Below are 22705 nucleotides of genomic sequence, written 5' to 3' on the forward strand. Positions count from 1 at the left end.
TCCTCAAGCTCGATCTATCCATCGACGGTCGTCGATGAATGGACTGTATCGACCGGTGTCGATGAAAGCAAGGTATTCTTTCGCCATGAGCACGCCCCCGATCGTTTCGACCCCCGTCACCGCGCAGGGACGGGCGGAGCTCCCGCTGTTCGCGCCCGACGGGGGCCGCGCGTCGACCGCCCTCGGAAAGACGGACGCGGAGAACTACGCCGAGTGGTTCGCCGTCCTCGCCGACCCCACCCGCGTACGCCTCCTGCACACCCTGTCCATCTCGCCCACGTCGGCCATGCGCGTCGGGGACCTGGCCGCCGCCCTGGGCGTCAGCCAGTCCACGTGCTCGCACCACGTCGAGCTGCTCCGCAAGGTGGGTTTCGTGGCGGTCGACAAGGTCGGGACCTCGAGCATGGTGTCGGTCAACGCCGCCTGCTGCACCGGACTGCCGCACGCCGCCGACGTCGTGATGGGCACGCTGGCCTCGCCCCCGTGCTGCCCGGAGGACCTGCCCGCCGATGTGGCGACCCGCCCGGTCACCACCGAGGACATGGACGCGGTGCTCGCCATCTACGCCGAGGGCCTCGCGACCCGCAACGCCACGTTCGAGACCCGGGTGCCCACCGTCGACCAGCTCCGCAAGCGCTGGCTGCCCGACCTGGCCTGGGTCGCCGAGCTGGACGGTGAGGTCGTCGGGTGGACCGCCATCAGTCCGGTGTCGACCCGCGAGTGCTACGCCGGCGTCGGCGAGAGCTCGGTCTACGTCACCGAGGCGGCCCGCGGACGTGGCGTGGGCAAGTCGCTGCTCTTCGCCCAGGTCACCGAGGCGGACAACGCTGGCCTGTGGACGCTCCAGACCGCGATCTTTCCCGAGAACCGCGCCAGCCTCGCGCTGCACCACTCGGCGGGATACCGGACCCTGGCGGTGCGCACGCGCATCGCGCAGCTCGACGGTGTCTGGCGCGACACCGTGCTGCTCGAACGGCGTAGCGAGGTCAACTGAGGTCCCCGGGTCCGGATCGCGACACCACGGATTCAGCGGAACACCACCAGCACCGCTAGTGTTGCGTCCACAGACGTCCGGCCGGTCTTGCCCCGGACGCAGGTCGCCGCTTTGCGCGGCACCTCTCCTCACTCTGAGGCACGTACGCCGCAACCGTTGACACTGACGCCGAGCGGCTCACGGTGGCGAGACGCCAACCGAAAGCAATTCACATGAACTTCGCCGAACTCGGCGTTCCGTCCTCGCTTGCCCAGATCCTGGCGCAGCAGGGAATCACGACTCCTACTCCCATCCAGGCCGCGACGCTGCCCGACAGCTTCGCCGGCCGCGACGTCCTGGGCCGCGGTCGCACCGGCTCGGGCAAGACGTACGCCTTCCTCCTCCCGCTGGTCGCCCGCCTCGACGCGAGCAAGCTGCCGGCGATGCCGCGCAAGCCGCGCGCGCTGATCATGGCCCCGACCCGCGAGCTCGTCGGCCAGATCCACGCCTCGCTCGTCCCGCTGGCCAAGGCTGCCGGCCTCTCGACCGTCGTCATCTACGGCGGCGTCGGCCAGGGTCCCCAGACCACCGCGCTGAAGAAGGGCGTCGACATCGTCATCGCCTGCCCCGGCCGGCTCGAGGACCTCATGGGCCAGGGCTATGCCGACCTCTCCGCCGTCGAGGTCACCGTGCTCGACGAGGCCGACCACATGGCCGACCTCGGCTTCCTGCCCGGCGTGCGCAGGATCATGGACAAGACCCCGCGCAACGGTCAGCGGATGCTGTTCTCCGCGACGCTGGACAAGGCGATCGACGTCCTGGTCAAGCGGTTCCTCACCAACCCCGCCACCCACGAGGCCGACTCGGCGCAGTCGCCGGTCGCCACGATGCACCACCACGTGCTGCACCTGACGCGTGAGCAGCGGGTGCCGGTGCTGGTCGACCTGACCAGCGCTCCCGGCCGCACGGTCGTCTTCACCCGCACCAAGCACGGCGCCAAGGCGCTGACCCGCCAGCTCAACAAGTCCGGCGTGCCGACGGTGGAGCTCCACGGCAACCTGTCGCAGAACGCCCGCACCCGCAACATGGCGGCCTTCCACGCCGGCGAGGCGTCCACGCTCGTCGCCACCGACATCGCCGCCCGCGGCATCCACGTCGACGACGTGGCGCTCGTGGTCCACGCCGACCCGCCGGTCGAGCACAAGGCCTACCTGCACCGCTCGGGTCGTACGGCGCGTGCCGGCGCCGAGGGCACCGTGATCACCCTGATGACCGACGAGCAGCAGCGCGACGTGCGCGACCTGACCCGTCTGGCCGGCATCAAGGCGACCACGACCAAGGTCAACGGCCCCGGCCACCCGATGCTGGCGCAGCTCGCGCCGGGGGAGCGGAGCCTCGTGCCCGGCGGCCTCGTCGTCGACGTACCCGCCTCCACTGGTGGTGGCGGCCGCTCGAACGGCGCCAACGCCCAGCGCAAGCGCGCTCGCAGCTCCGGCCAGACCAACGGCCAGTCGCGTCGCGGCAACCCGACCAGCTACACCAGCGAGAGCCCCGGCTCCACCGGTGGCGGCCAGCGTCGTCGCTCCGGCGGCGGCGGTCAGGGGGGGCAGGGCGGCCAGGGCGGCCAGGGCGGTGGCAACCGCCGTCGCAGCGGTGGCCAGTCGGCCGGCACGTCGCAGGGCGGTCGCGCGCACAGCGCCTCGACCTTCAGCCGCGGTCGCTGACCCTTTTGCTCCCACTTCAGCGATCCCCGGCTGACCGGGGATCGCTGAAGTTGTCGGCCCGTGCAAAGCCTGACAAGTTCAGTGATCCCTGGCTGACCGGGGATCGCACGGAATGAAGACGTTCCGGAGATCGTTCATCCTTCAACCACTGGAGGAGGAGCGACACCCATGGCTGAGCCGCACGAGAGCTTCGACCACACCGTGCTCGGCACCCGCGAGCACCCCTCGCTCGGACTGGACACGTTCGGCGACGTCCCGCTAGGCGGCGTCCCGGCCAACCACGCCCAGGGGATCCGCGAGGTCGTGGCCGAGGCCGTCCTCGCCGACCGCGTCGGCGTCGACTACATCGGCCTGGGCGAGCACCACCGTCCCGACTACGCCATCTCCGCACCCGACGTCGTGCTCGCCGCGATCGCCGGCCAGACCGAGCGCATCCGTCTCGGCACCGGCGTCACCGTGCTGTCGTCCGACGACCCCATCCGCGTCTACGAGCGCTTCGCCACCCTCGACGCCGTGTCCGGCGGCCGTGCCGAGGTGCAGCTGGGACGCGGATCCTTCATCGAGTCCTTCAGCCTCTTCGGCCTCGACCTCGCCGACTACGACCGGCTCTTCGCCGAGAAGCTCGACCTCTTCGCCGCCCTCCAGCACGAGCGGCCGGTGACCTGGGAGGGCACCATCCGTACGCCGCTGGTGGACCAGCAGGTCTACCCGACCACGGCTGCAGGCTCGCTCCCGGCGTGGGTCGGCGTCGGCGGCACGCCCGAGTCCGTCGTACGCGCCGCCCGCTACGGCATGCCCCTGATGCTCGCCGTGATCGGGGGCTCGCCGTCGGCGTTCGTGCCGCTCACCGACCTCTACCGCGAGGCCCTCGGCAGGTTCGACTTCGCGGAGCTGCCGATCGGCATGCACTCGCCGGGCCACGTCGCGGCGACGGACGACGAGGCCCGCGAGCAGCTCTACCCCCATCAGGCCGAGCTGGTGACCCGCATCGGTCGCGAACGCGGCTGGGGTCCCTACAGCCGCATCGCCTTCGAGCAGGCGGCCAGCCCGCAGGGCGCCCTCTTCGTGGGATCCCCGGAGACGGTGGCGCAGAAGATCGCCTGGGCGACGCGCACCCTCGGCCTCTCGCGCTTCCAGCTGAAGTACTCCGTCGGCGCGCTGCCGCACGAGCAGCGGCTGGAGTCGATCCGCCTCTACGGCGAGGAAGTGATCCCGCGGGTCCGGGAGCTCCTGGCCGACTCCTAGGGTGAGCGCCATGCGCACCTGGATCCAGCGGTCGTTGTGGGACGTGGTTCCTCGCGACCAACGCGACACGCTCGACGCCCTGCGCCGTCGTCAGGTGGTCGCCGCGGTCGTGGTGCTGGTCGGCGCCGGCGTGCTGGGCTGGTCGCTGCGGCTCGAGCCGGGTGGCGGACTCTTCTACGTCGCCGCGGTGGTGCTCGCCGGGGTCTGGGCGGTCGGCGCCTTCGTCTCGGGCCGCCTGCACCTGGGCCGGATCGCCGGCAGCGGCGAGGTCTTCATCCGGCCGATCCTGGCGCCGATCCTGGTCGGCCTGCTGCTCGTCGCGCTCTTCGTGGTCGGCGCCCTGGTGGTGCGCGAGATCGACCCGCTGGCCGCCTACGTCAGCTCGGTCCTCGAGTACGCCGACGAGGGCTCGCTCACGGCTCTGGCCGTGATCACCTTCTTCAACGGCATCGCCGAGGAGCTCTTCTTCCGGGGCGCGATGTATGCGGCGATCCCGCGCCACCCGGTCGCGTGGACGACCTTGGCCTACGTCGTGGCCACCCTGGCCACCGGCAACGTGATGCTCGCCTTCGCCGCCATCCTGCTCGGGGTGGTCTGCGGGCTGGAGCGACGGGCCAGTGGCGGCGTGCTCGCGCCGATCCTGACCCACATCACCTGGTCGCTGTCGATGCTGTTCGTGCTGCCGCTGCTCTTCGCCTCAGCCTGAACCGGACGCCCGGTCGCGCTCGGCCAGCGCGCGGCGTACGGACTCGCGGTAGGACAGCGGCTCGCCGGGCACGACGTCGCGGATCGACGTGTCGGTGACGACGACCTCGGTGGACATCGAGTCGATGAGGTTGCGTCCGGTGGTGGCGTCGACGTCGGTGACCAGCGCCAGCCAGTACGACGACAGCCGCGGCGTGAGCAGCGGCACACCGACGATGGGGAGCGGGCGACTGCCCGCCACGTCGTTGGCGATCTCGAGCATCTCCTTGTAGGTCAGCTGCTCGGACCCGCCGACCTCGAAGACCCGGCCCGTCGCGTCGGGGTGGTCGACGACGCCCGCGAGGTAGCGCACGACGTCGTCGACGGCGATGGGCTGGGTGCGGGTGGAGACCCACCTGGGCACCACCATCGCGGGCAGGTTCTTGACCAGCTGCCGCGTGATCTCCCACGAGATGCCGCCGTGGCCTACGACGATGGCCGCGCGCAGCACGGTGACCGGCACGCCGTCCTTCGACAGCAGCTTCTCGACCTGGCGCCGCGACCGCAGGTGGGCGGACAGCGCCCGGCGGTCGTCTCCGAGCCCGCCGAGGTAGACGATCTGGCGCACCCCCGCCTCCGCCGCGGCCGCGCTGAAGTGGCGCGCGGCGTCGGCGTCCTTGCGCTCGAAGTCCGGGTCGTCGAGCGAGTGGACGAGGTAGACGGCAACGTCCACCCCGTCGAAGGCGGGGCGCAGGGACTCGGCGTCCATCACGTCGGCGCCGACCGCCTCGCCCGGACCGTCGTACGTCTCCGGGTGCCGGGTCATCGCGCGGACGTCGTGCCCGGCGTCGAGCAGGGCGGGGACGAGGCGGCGGCCGACGAAGCCGGTCGCGCCGGTGACGAGGACAGTGGCCATGGCGGCCATGCTGTCAGCACGCGCGTGGCCCGGGCCTCATCCCTTCGTGGAGGTCCGGCTCCGGCGGGCGTCGAGGCGCTGCATCGCGGGGGTCGCGGTGACACCGTGGAGCAGGACCGAGACGATGACGGCGAAGGCCACGGTCGACCAGAGCCACGGCTCGTCCGGCACGTGCTCGTGGCTGGTCGCGTAGGCGAGGTAGTAGAGCGAGCCGACTCCGCGGACCCCGAAGAACGCGACCGCCGCCATCTCGCCGCGGTCGAGCCCACCCTCCTCATGGTCGTCGCGGCCGAGCACCGCTAGGGCGGCGTACCCGGTCAGCGGCCGCACGACGAGCACGAGCGCCAGGGCGACCACCACCCCACGCCAGTCGAGGTGCTCGAGCAGCCCTCGCGTCATCGCCATGCCGAGGACCAGCAGGACGAGCAGCGTCATCAGCCGCTCGAGCCGCTCGACCGCACCGTGCATCGCCCGCTGGTAGGAGTGCCCGCGCTCGGAGGCGCGCAGGGCCATCGCGCAGGCGAACACCGCGAGGAAGCCGTAGCCGCCGACCAGCTCCGCGGCGCCGTACGACGCCAGCAGCGCGGCGAGCGCGAGCAACGGCTCCCCGGTGTCGGCCAGGCGGAGCGTGCCGCTGCGCGCGTGGAAGGCCTGGCGGCCCAGCAGCCACCCGATGGCCAGGCCGACCGCGACGCCGAGCGCGACCTTGCCCAGGACGTACCACCCGACCCACGAGCCGGCGTCCACGACGGTGAAGCCGCCGGCCAGCAGGAGGAGCGCCAGGTGCACGAAGGGGAACGCGAGGCCGTCGTTGAGCCCGGCCTCGGCGGTGAGGGAGAAGCGGATGTCGTCGTCCTCGGCGGGTGTGTCCTCGTCCTCCTCCTCTGCCTCCTCGACGTCCTCGGTCAGCGGCTCGCCCACCTGGACGTCGGAGGCCAGCACGGGATCGGTGGGGGCGAGGACAGCGCCCAGCAGCAGGGCGACCGCTGGCGCCAGGCCGGCAACCCACCACCCGAGGACGGCCATCCCCAGGATGGTGAGCGGCATCGTGACCAGGAGCAGCCGCCACACCGACGACCAGGTGCGCCACGAGCGCCACGACCGGAGGTCGAGCGCGCGGTCGATCGCGAGGCCCACGCCCATGAGGGAGACGAGCACCGTGAACTCCGTGACGTGCGTGATGAGCACCCGGTGGTCCTGCGGCTCGAGGCTCGTGCCGTCGGCGAGCGGCAGCAGCCCGACGCCCATGCCGACGGCGACGAGCACCATCGGTGGTGAGAGTGCGATGCGCTGGGTGAGGTAGGGGAGGACGGTCGCGAGGAGCAGGGACAGGCCGAGGATGAGGTAGACCGCGGCGCCGGTCATCTCTCAGCCGGTCGCTTGCCGTCGTAGGCCGCCTGGCTCTCGTCGATGGCTTGCTCGTAGGCCGTGACGAGGCCCGCGATGGTCGCCGGCTTGAGGCGGTGCACCAGCTCGCGCAGCTCCTCCGCCGTGCCGCCGCGCTCGCGGAACTGCGGCCAGATCATGGTCCGGACGACCTCGGAGAGCTCGTCGGCGACCTGCTTGCCGTGCTCGGCGTACACGCGGGCGACCGCCTGGGCCGCCTCCGGCGAGATGCCCAGTCCGGACAGGCTGCCGGGCACGTCGACGTCGCGGTCACCCATCACCGGGGCCAGCAGCGAGAGGTGCAGCGCGATGTCGGAGGGCGTGGCCGTGTCGGGGATGCGCTCGACGTACTTCTCGATCGCCGACAGGGTGAAGCCGTGGCCCTGGAGCTCGCGCACCAGCTCCAGCCGGGCGACGTGGTCGGGGCCGTAGTAGCCCGAGCGCCCGCGGCGGATGGGCGAGGGCACGAGGCCGCGCGAGGCGTAGAAGCGCACGTTGCGCGCGCTCACCCCGGTGCGCTCGGTCAGCTCGTCCAGCGTCAGCAGCTCGTCGGCATCCACCCGGGTCTCCACCTGCCCATCCTCTCGTCGTCCCCCTTGTCGTCCCCCTGGTCGTCGAGGGTGCGCGGGTCGGCGCGTGACGCCCGACACACCTCTTTGACTGTGACAGTAATGGTGTCACAATCGCCGGTATGGCAGAAGCATTCGTCTACGACCACATCCGCACACCTCGCGGCCGCGGCAAGGCCGTCGGTTCGCTCCACGAGGTGAAGCCGGTCGACCTGGTCGTCGGACTCCTCGACGAGCTCAAGACCCGCAACCCCACGCTCGACCCGGCGCGCGTCGACGACGTCGTGCTCGGCGTCGTGACCCCGATCGGCGACCAGGGCGGCGACATCGCCAAGACCGCGGCTCTCAAGGCCGGCTACCCCGAGACCGTCGCCGGCGTGCAGCTCAACCGCTTCTGCGCCTCCGGGCTCGAGGCCGTCAACCAAGCCGCGCAGCGCGTGCGCTCGGGCTTCGAGGACCTCATCGTCGCCGGTGGCGTCGAGTCGATGAGCCGCGTGCCGATGGGCAGCGACGGCGGCGCTTGGGCGATGGACCCGGCCACCGCGCTCCAGACCGGTTTCGTGCCGCAGGGCATCGGCGCCGACCTGATCGCCACGATCGAGGGCTGGAGCCGCGAGGACGTCGACGCGTACGCCGCGGAGTCCCACCACCGCGCTGCCAAGGCGTGGGCCAACGGCTACTTCGACGGCGCGGTCATCCCGGTCAAGGACATCAGCGGCGTGACCGTGCTCGACCGTGACGAGACCGTGCGGCCCGACACCTCCGTCGAGGGCCTCGCCGGCCTGAAGCCGTCGTTCGCCCAGATGGGTCGCGATGCAGGCTTCGACGACGTGGCGCTCGAGAAGTACCACTGGATCCCTGCCATCGACCACGTCCACCACGCCGGCAACTCCTCGGGCATCGTCGACGGCGCCGCCGTGATGGCGATCGGCACCGAGGAGGTCGGTACGTCGCTCGGCCTGACGCCCCGCGCCCGGATCATCTCGACCGCCGTCTCCGGCGCCGACCCGACGATCATGCTCACCGGTCCGGCCCCGGCCGCCCGCAAGGCGCTCGCACGGGCCGGCCTCGAGGTCGAGGACATCGACCTGTTCGAGATCAACGAGGCCTTCGCCGCCGTCGCGATGCGCTTCATGCGCGACCTCGGCATCAGTCACGAGATCACCAACGTCAACGGCGGCGCGATCGCGATGGGCCACCCCCTCGGTGCCACCGGCGCGATGATCCTCGGCACCCTCGTCGACGAGCTCGCCCGCCGTGACCTCAAGCGCGGCCTCGCCACGCTGTGCGTCGGCGGCGGCATGGGCATCGCGACGATCGTCGAGCTGTGTTGATGGGCTCGCTCCGCTCCCACCTCACCCACCGAGCAGTTCCGGAGACATCCCCATGATCGACACCGAGCCCCAGACCGCCGTCCGCTACGACCGCGACGCCGACGGCATCGTCACGTTGACCCTCGACGACCCGACCGCCAGCGCCAACACCATGAACGAGCTCTACCAGTCGTCCATGGAGGGGGCCGTCACGCGCCTCTACGACGAGCGGGACCACGTCACCGGCGTCGTCCTGACGAGCGCCAAGAAGACCTTCTTCGCCGGCGGCGACCTCAAGCGCATGATCACCGCCACTCCCGACGACGCCGACGAGATCTTCGCCATGGGCGAGGCGGTCAAGGCCAGCCTGCGCAGGCTCGAGACCTTCCCACGCCCGGTCGTCGCGGCGATCAACGGGGCCGCCCTCGGCGGTGGCCTGGAGATCGCGCTCGCGGCCAACCGCCGCATCGCGGTCGACGACCGCTCGGTCAAGATCGGCCTGCCCGAGTCGACGCTCGGCCTGCTGCCCGGCGGCGGCGGGGTCACCCGAGTCGTACGCATGCTGGGGCTGCAGTCGGCCCTGATGGACGTGCTGATGCCCGGCACCCAGTTCGACCCGCAGGGCGCACTGGCCAAGGGCCTGATCGACGACGTGGTGACGACCCGTGAGGAGCTCGTCCCGGCGGCCAAGGCGTGGATCCGCGCGCACAAGGACGACGAGGACGCCGCGTCGAACCCGTGGGACCGGGCGGGCTACAAGATCCCCGGCGGCACGCCGAAGACGCCCGCCCTGGCGCAGTTCCTGCCCGCTTTCCCGGCCCTGCTGCGCAAGCAGACCAAGGGTGCGGTCTACCCCGCGCCGCGCGCGATCATGAGCGCAGCCGTCGAGGGCGCGCAGGTCGACTTCGACACCGCCTCGCGGATCGAGAGCCGCTACTTCACCAACCTGGTCGTCAGCCAGCAGGCCAAGAACATGATGCAGGCCTTCTTCTTCGACCTCCAGGCCATCAACTCCGGCTCGCTGCGCCCCCAGGGCATCGAGCGCTGGACGGCCACCAAGGTCGGCGTCCTCGGCGCCGGGATGATGGGCGCCGGCATCGCCTACTCCTGCGCCCGGGCCGGCATGCAGGTCGTGCTGAAGGACGTCTCGCTCGAGGCGGCCGAGAAGGGCAAGGCCTACACCGACAAGCTCAACACCAAGGGCGTCGAGCGCGGCAAGCTCACCTCCGAGAAAGCCGAGGAGATCCTCGGCCGGATCACCGCGACCGCCTCGCCCGAGGACCTCGCCGGCTGCGACCTCGTCATCGAGGCGGTGTTCGAGGACCCGACGCTCAAGGCCAAGGTCTTCGCCGAGGTGGCGCCGTACGTCGCCGACGACGCGCTGCTGTGCTCCAACACCTCGACACTGCCGATCACCGAGCTCGCCGCCGGCATCGACCGCCGGAGCGACTTCATCGGTCTGCACTTCTTCAGCCCCGTCGACAAGATGCCGCTCGTCGAGATCATCCGCGGCGCGGAGACCTCCGACGTGGCGCTGGCCAAGGCGTACGACGTCGTGCAGCAGATTCGCAAGACGCCGATCGTGGTCAACGACTCGCGCGGCTTCTACACCTCGCGCGTCATCGGCACCCAGATCAACGAGGGCCTGACCATGCTCGCCGAGGGCGTGCACCCGGTGTCGCTGGAGCGGGCCGCGACGTCGGCCGGCTTCCCGGTCGGGCCGCTGCAGATCAGCGACGAGCTCAACATGGAGCTGATGGCCAAGATCCGCAAGGCGACCGCGGACGCGGCCGAGCGCGAGGGCATCGACCTGGGCCCCGACCCGGCTGGCGAGGTCATCGCGACGATGATCGGCCTCGGCCGGCCGTCACGGCTCAAGGGCGCCGGCTTCTACGACTACGACGAGAACGGACGGCGTACGACGCTGTGGTCCGGGCTCGCCGAGACGTTCCCCGTCGCCGACCAGCAGCCCCCGATCCGCGACATCCGCGACCGGATGCTGTTCATCGAGGCGCTGGAGACTGCGAAGTGCTTCGAGGAGGGCGTGATCACGTCCGCCGCCGCGGCCAACATCGGCTCGATCATGGGCATCGGCTTCCCGGCCCTGACCGGCGGGGCGGCGCAGTTCATCACGGGCTGGCAGGCGCTGGACGAAGCAGGGCACGGGGTGGGCCCGATCGGGCTCGACGCCTTCCTCGCCCGCGCCGACGAGCTGGCCGAAGCCTACGGCGACAGGTTCCGCCCGACGGCGTACCTCCGCGAGCTGGCGGCGAAGGGCGAGTCCTTCCCCGCCTGACCTGACGCTCGACGGGTGTGTGGTGTGCCAAGCGTCAGCGCGGCTCGACCAGCTCGATCGAGTCGACGATGCCGAGGAGGTCCTGCACCTCGGCGCTCGGGGTCCTGGCGGTCCACACCGCCATCAGCAGCAGCGGTCGGCCGTCCACGTCGACGACCCAGGCGTCGATGGTGGTGCCGCGCCCGAGGTAGCGGACGGCGGCCTCGGCGGTGGTCATCAAGGAGTCCTGCGGGCAGGCGTCGCCTGTGCCCTGTTCCCGCATCTGCAGGTGCACCGCTGGGTGGCCGAAGCGGACCGTGCTCTCGGGGCCGGAGGTCACCGTGAGGCGCGGGACGGCGGTGAGCGCCTCTACGAGTGAGGTGGTGTCCTCGCCGGTCAGGTCGGTCATGGTGCACCCACGTTGGGCGATCCACTTCACGTCCAGGGCGACCATTCCGAGCACCCATTCCGGGTCCTGCACCAGCAGCTTCCCGTTGGTCCTGCCCTCGTCCGTCGTCAGGTCGTCCAGACCTGCGAACCGGTTCGGGCCGAGCCACGAGTTCCACCCCGCGGGGAGAGTGAACCGTACGGCCGGCAGCGAGGTGTCCTTGGAGGGACGGAACTCGTAGGCGCCGGCCTCCAGCGTGGTGTTCGTCATCACCGGGTAGGGCGTCGTGAGCGAGGTCTCGTCCGGGTCCTCGGCGGGTTGCGGGTCGGTGGAGTCACCGGACGTGCCGGCGACGATTCCGCTGACGCCGAGGATGCAGGCGGTCATGGCGCCGACCACCGCGTGGCGCCGGAGCCGCCGGCGGCGTCCAGCTGCCTGGATGGTCTCGAAGGCGGGGACCCGGGCGTGCTGCTCGGCGTCCTCGCGGAATGCTTCCAGCAGTTGCTCAGACATGGTCCACGCCCCCTTCGGCGTACGCGAGGTGGGTCGCGAGCGCGTCGCGGCCACGGCTGAGTCGGGACTTGACCGTGCCGGGCGGGATGCCGAGCTCCTGGGCGATGGTCTCGACGGGCAGGTCCGCGAGGTAGTGCAGCGCGATCACCTGTCGTTGAGCCTCTGGAAGTGCGCGGAGCGCCGTGATGATCTCCAGGTGTGACTCGAGCGCTTCCGGGTCGCGCGGAGGCAGCATGCGGGCACGGGCGCGCTGTCCGTTGCGCAGCTTGCGCCAGCGACTGCGGTGCTGGTTGATCGCCGTCGTGCGCAGCCAAGCCTCCGGGTTCTCGACCTTGTCGAAACGCCGTCCAGCGGCTGCGGCCCGGACGAAGGCCTCCTGCACGAGGTCCTCCGCCTCGTCCAGGTTGCCGGTCACGCCGTACAGCTGCACGACGAGGCGGCGGTAGCTCATGTCGAAAACGTCGCGCAGGGACGGGTGTTCGTCCGCTGTCCACGGCCTACCGAGGATCACGGTGTCTGCATCCATCGGGGCCTCCTCTCCGGATGACCACAACGACCCGCCAACGCCGTCCTGGGTTCCGCCGTGTCCCGAGTTCCTTCCATGGTGCGCCCGGGCCGGCTTCCGGGCGCCAGCCGTCTGGACCGGTGCCGAGCCGATTCGGCTGTGCGCGAGCGACAGCTCGGGAAGAATGGTCCGGTGATCCCGCTCCCCACGCCCACGGTCGTCGTACGCGACCTCCACGTCCGCTTCGGCGACGTCGAGGCCGTCTCGGGTGTCGACCTCAGCGCCGAGAGCGGCCAGGCGACAGCGCTGCTCGGGCGCAACGGGGCGGGCAAGTCGACCACGATGAAGGTCCTGGCCGGCGTGGTGCCGCCGACGGCCGGTGAGGTCACCGTCGCCGGTCACGACGCCGCCACCGATGCGCTCGGCGTGAAGCGGGTCGTGGGCTACTGCCCAGACGTCGGCGGGCTGGTCCCGCGCGCCACTCCGTGGGAGCACCTCCAGCTCAGTGCCCGGCTGCGCCGGATGGACGACTGGGAGGGCCGCGGCCGCGACCTGCTCGAGCGCTTCGAGCTCGGCGACGTCGCGCACCGCGTGGTCGGTGGCTTCAGCCACGGCATGAGCCGGCGGCTCAGCGTCGTCCTCGCCGCCCTCCACGAACCTGCGGTGCTCCTCCTCGACGAGCCCTTCGACGGCGTCGACCCGCTGGGCGTCGAGGCCACCCTCGAGGTGGTGGCCGACGCGCGCGCCCGGGGGGCCTGCGTCCTGCTCTCCACCCACCTGCGCGACCTCGCGCTTGAGGCGTGCGGCACCGCGATCGTGCTGCGCGGCGGCAACCGCGTCGCCGCGATGCAGGCTGCCGACCTCACCGGCGAGGCCTACCGTGCCCTCCTCGACTGACCGCTCGCCTGACCGCTCGACTGACAGCTGGGCGGACGCGGCGCGCGACACCGCCCTCCTCATCGCCTTCCGCGCACGGACCGTACGCCGTCGTGGGGCCGCCCTCGCCGGCTCGGTCGTCGTCCTGGTCCTCACCGCCGCCTTCGCGTGGGGCCCGGCCGCCGTCGACCTGGATGCCGTCGGGTCCCCGGTCCTCGACCGGGCGATCAGCACGCTCCAGGGCAACCTCGGCGCCGCCTTCGTCGGATTCCTGCTGCTGGCCGTCAGCGCGGCGATGGGCAGCGGGGGCGGGCGCGAGCTGCTGTCTCGCAGCGAGTCCGCGATCCACCCCGTCTCGCCCGTCACCGAGCACCTCGGCGCGCTGGTGCTCGCGCCCCTCAACCTCGCGTGGCTCGTCCAGGTGTGGGGCCTGCTCGCCATCACCGCCCTCGCCACCTCGCCCGACGGCGTCCTCGGCGCGCACGTCGTGGTGCTCGCGTGGGTGCTTGCCGCGACCGCGCTGGGACAGGCCATCGGCTGGGCGGTCGAGGGCGTGCGGCGGACGACGCACGGCGTGGTGCTCGTCCGGGCCGCATCCGGCCTGGTGGTCGTCGTCCTCGCGGGACTCCACCTCGCCGGCCTCCTCGTGCCTGCGGTGCGGGCGCTCCCGACGACGTGGCTGGCCGAGACCATGCAGACCTCGCGCTGGCCGGTGGCCGCCGCGGTGCTGCTCGGGGTGGCTGTCGTCGGTGTCCTCCTGGGTGCGACGCCGGCGCGCTGGGCGCTCGGACAGGCTCCTCGCGAGGAGCTGCGTGTGCAGTCCGGCGTGCACGAGGCCAGGCACGTGCCCGAGCCCCGCTGGGGCTCACCCGATCGCGCGCTGCTGCGCCGCCTCGACCGCGGCTCGGTCTGGCGCTCCGTCGGGATGCGCCGCGGCCTGCTCGTCCTGGGACTCGGTCCCGGGCTGATCGCGCTCGTCGCCGGGCTGGAGTGGAGCTCGGTCATGCTGCTCCCCGGCCTGACCGCGAGCGGTGCCGCGCTGCTCTTCGGCGTCAACGCCTGGTGCCTCGACGGCAAGGGCATGGTCTGGCGCGAGACCCTCCCGGTCTCCGCCGCCGACGTGTTCGACGTACGCGCCCTGGTGGTCGCCGAGTGCATGGCCGTGGTCTCGAGTGTGACCGTGGTGCTCGCCCTGCTCCGCAACGGGCTGCCGCCGCTCGTCGCCGGGCTCAGCGTGGCGGCCTGCTGGCTGGTCGTGCTCGTCCAGGTCCTGGCGATCGTGATGACCTGGTCGATCCGCTCGCCCTACTCCGTCGACCTCTCCTCCCCCCGCGCCACCCCGGCGCCGCACAGCGCGATGGCCGGGTACGCCGGCCGGCTCTCCTTGGTGACCACGCTGACCGGGATGCTGTTCACCGGCGTCGCGGCCCTGCCGTGGGTGTGGCTGCCGGTCCTGGTGGCCGTCCCGTTCCTGGCCTGGTCGACCCGCAGGCTCGTCCGCGCCCGTCGCCGCTGGCTGCTGGGCGACGAACGGGCGCGGGTCGTGCTCACCGTCGCTGCGGTGTGAGCGCGCTCAGAGCTGCGGCAGGCGCCGGTTGATGTCCTCGCTCATCCGCGTGATCGCGACGTAGAACTCACACATCATCCGGAACAGGCAGAGGTAGAGGAGCCCGGCGATCGGGCCCACGATGATCGTCACGATGCCGAGGCCGGGGCTGTCGCCGAAGAAGCCGCTGAGCGAGAAGAACAACGTGGCGAGGCCGATCAACGCCAGCCCGATGATGTAGACGACCTTGATGATCATGGGGGTCACGAACGTCGTGAAGCTCATGTCGAACAGGGCCCCGAAGAAGCCCTTGCTCGGCGTGCCGGTCAGCGGACCGCCACCGTAGGGACCCCCACCACCGTACGAGCCTCCGCCGTAGGAGCCTCCGCCGTAGGAGCCTCCGCCGTAGGAACCGCCGGCGGGCGGCTGACCGTAGGGCGCGGTGGGCTGCTCGCCGTAGGGGTTTGACGTGTCACCGGGCTGCGACATGGGGGATCTCCTCTTGTGGGACGTGACGTGGATGGGGCGTGGTGGAACGCCTCCTGCCCCGCCTAGTGCCTCCCCAAACGGATGCATACGTGGTATACATACCCGGTATTCATCGCTCGCGGGGGGCGGTGGACAGACCACGGAGGCGCGGATGTCCATTCGGCAAGCGATGCTGGCGATCCTGGAGCAGGGGCCGATGTACGGCTACCAGCTGCGGGCGGAGTTCGAGCAGAGGACGGGGGAGACCTGGCCGCTCAACATCGGGCAGGTCTACACCACCCTCACCCGGCTCGAGCGGGACGGACTGGTCGAGGTCGTCGAGAGCGAGGCGGAGGCCACGACCGGGAGAAAGGTCGCCGGGCACGGGGGTGTCGGCGAACCACTCGGACCTGACCGCACGCACGTCAGCTACCGCGCCACCGAGGCGGGGCGGAGCGAGGTGTCGGAGTGGTTCGCCACCCCGGTGCCTCGCTCCCAACCCGCGCGCGACGAGCTCGCCATCAAGCTCGCCATCGCGGTGACGCTCCCCGGCGTCGACGTCGGCACGATCATCCAGCGCCAGCGCAGCGCCACCATGACCGCGCTCCAGGACTACACCCGCCTCAAGCGCAGCGGCCGCGCGGCGACGCCGACGGTTCCCGAGGACCTGGCCTGGAGCCTGGTCCTCGACTCGCTCGTCTTCGACGCCGAGGCCGAGGTGCGGTGGCTCGACCACTGCGAGTCCCGCTTGCGACGCGCAGCCGCCGAGCAGAAGGCAGCGCACGACGACACGCACGGCTCGCCCGACGGAGGCGTGCGATGAACGCCGTCCTCCACCTCGCGGCCGTCTCGCGTGTCCACGGCGCGGGTGCCACCGAGGTCCACGCGTTGCGCAGCGTCACCTTCCGCGCACACCCGGGCGAGCTCGTCGCTGTGATGGGCCCGTCCGGATCCGGCAAGTCGACCCTCCTGACCCTCGCCGGCGGCCTCGACGCCCCGACGGCGGGCTCGGTCTGGATCGAGGGGACCGACCTCGCCTCGCTCGACAATGCCGGGCGCGCGCGCATGCGTCGTACGTCGGTGGGCTACGTCTTCCAGGACTTCAACCTCATCCCCGCGCTCACGGCGGCCGAGAACGTCGCGTTGCCCCGAGAGCTCGACGGCGAGAAGGGCAAGATCGCCCGCCGCCTCGCGCTGACCGCCCTGGAGGAGGTCGGCATCGTCGACCTCGCCGACCGGTTCCCCGACGAGATGTCCGGAGGCCAGCAGCAGCGCGTCGCCATCGCCCGCGCGATCGTCGGCGAACGACGCCTGATCCTCGCCGACGAGCCGACCGGCGCCCTCGACACCGACACCGGCGAGGAGATCCTGCGGCTGCTGCGCGCGCGGTGCGACGCCGGCGCCGCGGGGGTCATGGTCACCCACGAGGCCCGGCACGCGGCCTGGGCGGACCGGGTGGTGTTCCTGCGCGACGGCGTGGTCGTCGACGAGACGGGTGCCGACGAGCCCGAGGCCCTGCTCGCCGGAGAGGCGGGTCGGTGAACACCCCACGACGTTCTTCTCCTCCGCTCCGCTCCCCCGAACAACGCCGTGGGGACCCCGCATGAGCACACGCATGGCCGGCTGGCGCCCAGCCCTGCGCATCGCCTGGCGCGACGCCCTGCGCCACAAGGGCCGCAGCATCCTGGTGCTGGTCATGATCAGCCTGCCCGTGCTGGCCGTCAGTGCCGCCGCGATCATCATCAAGACGGCCGACGTCAGGGGCCTCGAGGGGGCGCAGCGCCAGCTCGGGGCGGCGGACGCCAGGATCCGCGTGGAGGGACGGGGACGGATCATCCAGACGCCGGACCCCAGCCAGGGTTCGTGGTCCGCGACGGCCGAGCTCGACCTCGACAACCCTGTCTCGGACGACGACGTGCGTGCCACCCTCGGCGACGACGCGCGACTGATTCCGATCACCAGCGGTTGGTCGCGGGCAAGGCTCGGCGACCGAGTCATCGAGTTCTCCACCACCGGCGTCGACCTCTCCGACCCGATCGCAGAAGGTCTCTTCGACCTGGAGAGCGGCCATCTGCCTGAGTCGTCCGGGGACGTCGTGGTCAACGACGCGATGCTCGACAAGGGCTTCGCGGTGGGAGACGCGCTCGACGTCAACGGCTCGACGCTGACGATCGTCGGGGTCGGTCGCGACGCTTCCGTGCGGGACTACCCGGTGGTGCTCGGATCGCCCGACGACCTGGCGCCGGACTCGGGCAACGTCTCCGAGTGGCTCGTCGATGCCGGTCCGGTCTCCTGGTCCCAGGTGCTGGAGCTCAACACGGTCGGCGCGCTCGTCACCTCCCGCGCCGTCCTGGCCGATCCGCCGGACGTCGCATCGATGGCCGAGCAGATGGGCTACGACACCGGCCGGGACGAGATCCTCGCTGTCGCTGCGCTGATCATCGTGATGGCGCTGATCGAGGTCGTCCTGCTCGCCGGGCCGGCGTTCGCCGTGGGCGCCCGCCGGCACGCGCGGACGCTCGCCCTGATCGCCGCGTCGGGCGGTACGCCCGCCCAGGCGCGGCGAGTCATCCTCGGCAGCGGCGTCGTGCTCGGGCTCGTCGCCTCGGCGGTGGGCCTCGTCATCGGGATCGTGGCCGCGTGGGCCTTGCTCCCTCTCGTCCAGCGCTTCCAGGGTCAGTGGTTCGGACCCTTCGAGCTGCCCTGGCTCTACCTCGCCGCGATCGCGGCCTTCGGTCTCGTCTCCGCCGTGCTCGCCTCGGTCGTCCCGGCGTACCTCGCGAGTCGTCAGGACGTCGTGGCCGTGCTCGCCGGCCGACGCGGGGACCGGGACCCGCGGGCCTCGACACCGCTGGTGGGCCTCGCCCTCCTCGGCATCGGCATCGCCGCGTCGACGTACGGAGCGGTCACCTCCGACAGCGGCAACGGCGCGTACTGGATCGCCGGCTCGGCGATCATCTCCGTGCTCGGCATGATCCTGGTGGTCCCGGTCGTGGTCTCCGCCGTCGCCCGGCTGTCGGGCCGGCTGCCGCTGACCGCGAGGTACGCCGCGCGCGATGCGGCGCGGCACCGCACCCGCACGGTGCCGGCTGTGGCCGCCGTGGCTGCGACCGTCGCCGGGGTGGTGGCGCTCGGCATCGCCAATGCCAGCGACGAGCTCGCGAACGAGAAGACCTACACCGCGCAGGCTCCGATGGGCTCCGGCTACATCTCGTGGGGACCTGACGTCCTGCCCGGCGAGGAGGTGCCCGATCCGGGCGAGACCTGGGGCCGGATCGAGGAGGCGGCGAGGGGGGCCGCGCCCGACGTGGAGGTGACCGCGCTGCGCGGAGCGAGCGACGTCTACGACCCCAGCGGTTACACGTCGACCTACATCGAGCCGCCGCCCGACCTCGAGCAGGCGGCGTGGGGAGTCAACTACTACGGCCCGTCCGTGTTGGTCGCGGACAGGGCCGACCAGCTCGGGATCGAGGATGAGGTCGCCGACACCATCGACAGTGCGCTGGCGGCCGGACGCGCGGTCATGCTCACCGCCTCGGTCGACCGCGAGCTGGTCGAGGCGACAGTGCGACAGGAGTCCTGGACCGAGGACAGCGACCAGCCGCAGAGTCAGCTCTCCGAGGTGGTTCCCGTGCAGCTCGTGGCGTGGGGCCGGGAGGAGGCGGCACCGGCGTCGGCGGTGGTCCCGAGCGCGATGGCCGACGACCTGGGCATCGAGGTGGTCACGACCGGCCTGCGACTGACGGGTGACCTCGACCCCGCCACCGAGACCCGGATCAAGGAGTCGGTCGGGGGCGCCGCAGACGGCACCTACGTCTACGTCGAGCGCGGCTACCAACGTCCCGACGAGGCTCTCATCCTCCTGCTCGTGCTCGGTGCGCTCGGGGGAGTCCTCATGCTGGGCGGCACCCTGACCGCCACCTTCCTGGCCCTCTCTGACGCGCGGCCCGACCTGGCCACGCTGTCGGCTGTCGGCGCGGCGCCCCGGACCCGGCGGCGGGTGGCAGCGGCGTACGCACTCGTCATCGGCTTCGTCGGCGCGATCCTCGGAGCTGCCGTCGGCTTCGTCCCGGGCGTGGCGATCTCGCGGCCACTGACCGCGATCGGCTATCTCGGCCCTGGTAGCAGCGAAGAAGGTCCGTTCCTCGCCATCCCTTGGCTGCTCATCGCCACGATCGTGCTGGTGCTGCCGCTCCTGACCGCCGGGGTGGTGGGGCTGACCGCGCGGTCCCGGTTGCCGCTGGTGGCGCGGCTGGACTGAGGCCGCGCAAGGGTCGGGCTCAACGCGTGACCTGCGCGCGGGCCGACAGCGTGCGCCCGTCGAGCTCGGCGACGACCATCCCTCGGAGATCGAGCAGCGCACGCGTCGCCGCCCGTTCGGCACCCCGGCGCGCCGCGCCCGCGGCCACGGCGGCTCGCAGCGCCGCGTCCTCGGCATCCATCCACGCCCGCACCTCGTCGAGCATGTTGTCCGGGAGCGGACCCACCTCGGGCACCTGCACGACGAGCTGGAAGGCCGCCGTCGCGGTGCGACAGGTGGCACACGCCTCACCCACCGCCAGCGCCCGATTGCTCGGCCGGGCACGCGTGTCCTTCCCGACGACCACCAGCTGCACCGACAGCGCCGTCGCGGTGCAGTCCCAGCAGTCCTGCGTCCAGGCCGAGGCGACGTTGTCGAGCCGCGCCGAGCCCGGAGCCATCACGTAGACCACCTGAAGCGTGGTGCTCTCTCCCCGACACCCGGCGCAGGTCGTCGCGGTCGTGGCGACGGCGTCGGCCTTGACCTGCCCGCCTCTCGCCGCCACCTCGGCGACGGCCGAGTCCCGGTCGTGGAGACGCAAAGGGGAGGGCTGCGCGCTCGCGACCAGGTCGAGATCCCGTGCCTGGGTACGGCCCGGGCGTGGGGACGGGTCAGCGGATCCGGACAGCAGCAGCCCCGTCGTGACGACGAGGACGGCGAGCTCCCGGACGCTCATGGCCCCTCCGCGACGAAGTTGTCCGCCACGGCCGCCGCGATGTCGACGAGGCTCTCGCGGGTCCGGCGGTGGAGCGACGACATGTCGGTCAGTGCACCGGGCTCGAGGGCGGCGTCCCACGGGACCGTGACCACCCGCGCGCAGCGCTTCTCGAAGTGGCGGATCATCGGGGCGGGCGGCTCGCCCCCGCGCCGCTCCGCGTTGACCACCACGACCGTGCGCGCGACGAGGTCGTCGAATCCGTGCTGGTCCATCCAGTCGAGGGTCAGCGCGCCGGCCCGTCCGCCGTCGAGCCCCGCGCGCACCACGAGCACGACCTGGTCCGCCTCGGTGAGCAGCCCCTGGTTGGCGCTGTCGAGGATCCCGGTGCCCGTGTCGAGCAGGATCAGGTTGTAGAAGCGGTCGAGCAGGCTGATCAGGCGGTGGTAGTCGTCGCGGCCGAGCGCCATCCCGATGCCGGGGTCGTCGTCGGAGGCGAGCACCTCGAGCCGCGACTCGGCGGCCTGGGAGGTGTAGCGGCGCAGCGTGGCGTACGTCGTGATCTGCCCGAGGTCGCGCAGCACGTCGGTGACCGTCCGGTCGTGCGGCGGCGCCACCCGGTGTGCCAGGTTGCCCGCGTCGGGGTTCGCGTCCACCGCGATCACGCGGTCGCCCCGCAGCAGGGCGAACGTGCTGCCCAGCGCCAGGGTGATCGTGGTCTTGCCGACACCGCCCTTCCGGCTCATCACCACCACCCGGCGCGAGCCGTCGATCGGCGTCCGCAGGCGGTGCTCGAGCTCTCGGCGCCGCTGCTCCGGGGCGCTCGGGCCGGGATTGAGCAGGTGGCCGCTCCCGCGGTAGACGGCGCTGCGCCAGCCATGGCGCGGGACCGGGGCGGGAGCGGCGTACATCACCTCGTCGGTGAAGTCGGCGGCCGAGACGACGTGCGGTGGGTCGGGCGGCGCCACCGCGTCGTACGTGTCCGCCGCGCTCGCGAGCCGCGCCGACACGTGTCCCCGGGCGAGGGCGCCCAGGGTCTCAAGGACCCGCCAGATGGCCAGCACAGCACCGAGGAGCGGAAGCAGCAGGAGGGCGATCGAGACGACCGCCAGTGCGAGGCCCGCCCAGTCTCGCCGTTCCCAGGCGACGTCGAAGACCAGCTGCTGGAGCCGGACCCCGTCGCGCCCCCGGGCGACGAACTCCGGCAGGTGCCAGATCGCCCAGCCGAACGCCGCCGTGAGCAGCGGCACCACCACCAGCACCCATCCGGTCACCAACCGTCGCGAGCGCGGGCGCAGCTCTCTGACGCGGGGGTCGTCGAGGTGCCCGGGCCGCAGGCTGCGGAGGACCGGGCCCACCCGGGCGAAGAGGTCCGGCACCCCGGCGAGGTCGGAGAGGACGTAGTAGCCGTCGAAGCGCACGACCGGGATGAGCTGCTGCAGCATCTGGAGCTGGAGCACGACGACGGTCAGGAGCAGCACCGCGCTCCCCGTGGCGAGGTACCCCGCCCCCAGCGCCAGCACCGTCAGCACGTTGAAGTAGAGCCCACCCAGGTCCGTACGCACGCGTCCGGACCGACCGATCCGGTAGGAGTCGGTCACGTCGGTGTAGAACGCCGGGAAGACGAGGTAGAGCCCGAAGCCGATCTCACCGGGACGCGCGCCGCTGTAGCGACACGCCGCGGCGTGACCCAGCTCGTGAACGATCGCGGAGACCGTGAGCAGGGCGTAGATCAGCAGAGCGATCGTCGGGGTCGCGAAGAGCTCGGCGACGGCCGCCCAGAAGCCGCCCCCCGCCAGCAGGGCGACGTCGGCAACGACGAGCGCGGCGAGAGCGGCGAGCACCAGAGGGCCCCAGAACAACGGTGCCAGCACGCCGGCCAGGCGTCCGGTCAGATGTGCCGGGATCAGCGTGCCCTTGGCCGTGAGGGCGAGCAGCGGTCGCGCCCGGAGCGGTCGCGCAGGCTCGGACGCCTCGTCGGGCAGGACGAGCCCCAGCGGCTCGAGCCGGGTGGTGACGAGGTGAGCGAGCCCGTCCACCGTGAGCGTCAGGCCGTACGCCGCGCTCACGTCGTCGGCGACCTCGGCCGCCGGTCGTGGAGGATCGACGGAACGGAGGACGAGGTGGAGCAGCTCGGACAGCTGCACCACCTGGTCGTCCTCGCGCCGGACCAGGAACGCCGGGTCCTTGAGGCCGGATCCCTGGACCGGGCCGAGGAACTCCAGGCCGCGCGCGCGTCGCCACCGCGGCTCGGTGGTCCGCGGTGGCTCGGTGAGGTGCTCGGTGGTTGTCACGATGATCGCTCTGGTGTGCTCTGGTGTGCTCTGCGGGTGCTCTGCGGGTGCTCTGCGGGTGCTCTGGGTCGATCG

At 71.9% G+C, this 22705-nt stretch carries 19 protein-coding genes; 11 read left to right on the forward strand and 8 right to left on the reverse strand.

Features of this window, described 5'->3' with window-relative positions:
* The first annotated feature begins 85 nt into the window (after positions 1-85).
* The 4 genes from J3P44_RS12120 (at position 86) to J3P44_RS12135 (ending at position 4648) form a co-directional block, all read left to right on the forward strand.
* Complete coding sequence (locus J3P44_RS12120) at positions 86-994, forward strand: helix-turn-helix domain-containing GNAT family N-acetyltransferase (RefSeq protein WP_255890617.1); 909 nt, start codon at positions 86-88, stop codon at positions 992-994.
* 212 nt (positions 995-1206) lie between these two features.
* Positions 1207-2697: a DEAD/DEAH box helicase gene (locus tag J3P44_RS12125; protein WP_255890618.1), complete on the forward strand. Its 1491-nt coding sequence runs from the start codon at positions 1207-1209 to the stop codon at positions 2695-2697.
* A 168-nt stretch (positions 2698-2865) separates the two neighbouring features.
* Positions 2866-3942, forward strand: a complete 1077-nt coding sequence (locus J3P44_RS12130) for an LLM class flavin-dependent oxidoreductase (protein ID WP_255890620.1) — start codon at positions 2866-2868, stop codon at positions 3940-3942.
* A 10-nt stretch (positions 3943-3952) separates the two neighbouring features.
* Positions 3953-4648: a CPBP family intramembrane glutamic endopeptidase gene (locus J3P44_RS12135; RefSeq protein ID WP_255890621.1), complete on the forward strand. Its 696-nt coding sequence runs from the start codon at positions 3953-3955 to the stop codon at positions 4646-4648.
* On the opposite strand, the gene J3P44_RS12140 is transcribed toward J3P44_RS12135, so the two are convergent.
* The 3 genes from J3P44_RS12140 to J3P44_RS12150 are packed head-to-tail and all read right to left on the reverse strand — an operon-like array spanning position 4640 to position 7500.
* Positions 4640-5542 (reverse strand): NAD(P)H-binding protein, encoded by a 903-nt coding sequence (locus tag J3P44_RS12140; RefSeq protein ID WP_255890622.1) that lies wholly within the window; start codon positions 5540-5542, stop codon positions 4640-4642. The two genes, J3P44_RS12135 and J3P44_RS12140, sit on opposite strands and share 9 nt — an antisense overlap.
* A 36-nt stretch (positions 5543-5578) precedes the next feature.
* Entirely contained in the window at positions 5579-6907 is a 1329-nt protein-coding gene (locus J3P44_RS12145; protein WP_255890623.1) for a cation:proton antiporter, read from the reverse strand.
* The gene (locus J3P44_RS12150) at positions 6904-7500 is read right to left on the reverse strand and encodes a helix-turn-helix domain-containing protein (protein ID WP_255890624.1); all 597 of its coding nucleotides are present in this window, start codon (positions 7498-7500) and stop codon (positions 6904-6906) included. The genes J3P44_RS12145 and J3P44_RS12150 overlap by 4 nt, the downstream gene beginning before the upstream one ends.
* 119 nt (positions 7501-7619) lie before the next feature.
* Here J3P44_RS12150 and J3P44_RS12155 point away from each other — a divergent pair, with 119 nt between their 5' ends.
* Together J3P44_RS12155 and J3P44_RS12160 are read left to right on the forward strand one after the other, a co-directional pair.
* Positions 7620-8831 (forward strand): acetyl-CoA C-acetyltransferase, encoded by a 1212-nt coding sequence (locus J3P44_RS12155; protein ID WP_255890625.1) that lies wholly within the window; start codon positions 7620-7622, stop codon positions 8829-8831.
* A 52-nt stretch (positions 8832-8883) separates the two neighbouring features.
* Positions 8884-11106 (forward strand): 3-hydroxyacyl-CoA dehydrogenase NAD-binding domain-containing protein, encoded by a 2223-nt coding sequence (locus J3P44_RS12160; RefSeq protein ID WP_255890626.1) that lies wholly within the window; start codon positions 8884-8886, stop codon positions 11104-11106.
* A 34-nt stretch (positions 11107-11140) separates the two neighbouring features.
* Here J3P44_RS12160 and J3P44_RS12165 read toward each other — a convergent pair whose 3' ends face one another.
* Together J3P44_RS12165 and J3P44_RS12170 are read right to left on the reverse strand one after the other, a co-directional pair.
* On the reverse strand, positions 11141-11986 hold the full coding sequence (locus J3P44_RS12165) for a hypothetical protein (RefSeq protein WP_255890627.1): 846 nt from the start codon (positions 11984-11986) through the stop codon (positions 11141-11143).
* Entirely contained in the window at positions 11979-12512 is a 534-nt protein-coding gene (locus J3P44_RS12170; protein ID WP_255890628.1) for an RNA polymerase sigma factor, read from the reverse strand. Before J3P44_RS12170 ends, J3P44_RS12165 begins: the two co-directional genes overlap by 8 nt.
* Before the next feature lie 171 nt (positions 12513-12683).
* Here J3P44_RS12170 and J3P44_RS12175 point away from each other — a divergent pair, with 171 nt between their 5' ends.
* Together J3P44_RS12175 and J3P44_RS12180 are read left to right on the forward strand one after the other, a co-directional pair.
* Positions 12684-13388: an ABC transporter ATP-binding protein gene (locus J3P44_RS12175; protein WP_255890630.1), complete on the forward strand. Its 705-nt coding sequence runs from the start codon at positions 12684-12686 to the stop codon at positions 13386-13388.
* Complete coding sequence (locus tag J3P44_RS12180) at positions 13372-14934, forward strand: hypothetical protein (RefSeq protein ID WP_255890632.1); 1563 nt, start codon at positions 13372-13374, stop codon at positions 14932-14934. Before J3P44_RS12175 ends, J3P44_RS12180 begins: the two co-directional genes overlap by 17 nt.
* Positions 14935-14940: 6 nt before the next feature.
* Here the strand turns inward: J3P44_RS12180 and J3P44_RS12185 are convergent, their stop codons facing one another.
* A complete protein-coding gene (locus J3P44_RS12185; protein ID WP_255890633.1) occupies positions 14941-15402 on the reverse strand; it encodes a DUF4282 domain-containing protein in 462 nt (153 codons plus the stop codon).
* 151 nt (positions 15403-15553) lie between these two features.
* Here J3P44_RS12185 and J3P44_RS12190 point away from each other — a divergent pair, with 151 nt between their 5' ends.
* The 3 genes from J3P44_RS12190 (at position 15554) to J3P44_RS12200 (ending at position 19642) form a co-directional block, all read left to right on the forward strand.
* Positions 15554-16204 (forward strand): PadR family transcriptional regulator, encoded by a 651-nt coding sequence (locus J3P44_RS12190; protein WP_255890634.1) that lies wholly within the window; start codon positions 15554-15556, stop codon positions 16202-16204.
* Positions 16201-16923, forward strand: coding sequence for an ABC transporter ATP-binding protein (locus J3P44_RS12195; RefSeq protein WP_255890635.1), 723 nt, complete (start codon positions 16201-16203; stop codon positions 16921-16923). The genes J3P44_RS12190 and J3P44_RS12195 overlap by 4 nt, the downstream gene beginning before the upstream one ends.
* A gap of 61 nt (positions 16924-16984) precedes the next feature.
* Entirely contained in the window at positions 16985-19642 is a 2658-nt protein-coding gene (locus J3P44_RS12200; protein ID WP_255890636.1) for an ABC transporter permease, read from the forward strand.
* A 19-nt stretch (positions 19643-19661) separates the two neighbouring features.
* On the opposite strand, the gene J3P44_RS12205 is transcribed toward J3P44_RS12200, so the two are convergent.
* Together J3P44_RS12205 and J3P44_RS25520 are read right to left on the reverse strand one after the other, a co-directional pair.
* Positions 19662-20357 carry a hypothetical protein gene (locus J3P44_RS12205; protein ID WP_255890637.1) on the reverse strand — a complete coding sequence of 232 codons (696 nt, stop codon included), beginning with the start codon at positions 20355-20357 and terminating at the stop codon, positions 19662-19664.
* On the reverse strand, positions 20354-22630 hold the full coding sequence (locus J3P44_RS25520; RefSeq protein ID WP_255890638.1) for a MinD/ParA family ATP-binding protein: 2277 nt from the start codon (positions 22628-22630) through the stop codon (positions 20354-20356). The genes J3P44_RS12205 and J3P44_RS25520 overlap by 4 nt, the downstream gene beginning before the upstream one ends.
* Between the last annotated feature and the right edge of the window lie 75 nt (positions 22631-22705).

Source organism: Nocardioides astragali, from assembly GCF_024436375.1.
In the GTDB taxonomy this organism is placed as follows: Bacteria; Actinomycetota; Actinomycetes; order Propionibacteriales; family Nocardioidaceae; genus Nocardioides; species Nocardioides astragali.